Source organism: Alcaligenes sp. EGD-AK7 (assembly GCF_000465875.3).
Taxonomy (GTDB): domain Bacteria; phylum Pseudomonadota; class Gammaproteobacteria; order Burkholderiales; family Burkholderiaceae_B; genus Alcaligenes; species Alcaligenes phenolicus.
Map to the genome: position 1 here is coordinate 1 of NZ_AVOG02000052.1, position 561 is coordinate 561.

Sequence of the window (561 nt, forward strand, 5' to 3'; positions counted from 1 at the left end):
ATGTGCGGCATCTTCAACCGGCCGCAATGACGCTGGAAGAAGCTCTCGCCGCCAATACCTTCCGGCGCGCGGACGATGGAAAGCGGTCGCCCGGCGAGCTGTGGCACCAGCCAGTCCGCCACCGCCAGGTAATACTCTGCCAGCGCCAGCTTGGTGGTGCCGCTGGCCTCGTCGATCACCCGCTGATGGCTGCTGATGCCCACACCGCCTACCAATGGGCGAGCGCTGTCCTTTCGCGCGGCCATGCCTCAGCTGGCCTTCTTGCTGGATTTGCTGCTCGCCGCCGGTGCCTTGCGTGTGCGTGACGAGCTGGACGACTTGCTGGTCTTGGCCTTGCTCGCAGGCTTGGATTTGGCTGGCGCCTTTTCCGGCGCATCGTCCTCTTCGTCCGCCTCGGCGGCGCGCGCCTTGCCCGGCTTGGCAGCCAGGCTGCGCTTGAGCAGCTCGGTGAGGTCGATGACATCCGCCGAGCGGCGATCCACCGCCTCTTCCGGCCCGCCCACGGCTTCCAGCTTGCCTTCGCGCGCCTTCTTCTCCACCAGGTCCATGATCTGGTCCTGG

The 561-nt window shown here is 66.7% G+C and carries 1 protein-coding gene and 1 pseudogene; both read right to left on the minus strand.

Annotated features, from left to right (window positions below; translation table 11 throughout):
- Positions 1-245: non-homologous end-joining DNA ligase LigD (ligD, locus tag N879_RS15700; protein WP_041202973.1), on the minus strand; the 245-nt coding region annotated here is incomplete at its 3' end.
- A gap of 3 nt (positions 246-248) precedes the next feature.
- Positions 249-561, minus strand: a pseudogene (locus N879_RS15705) (Ku protein); the annotation flags it as partial.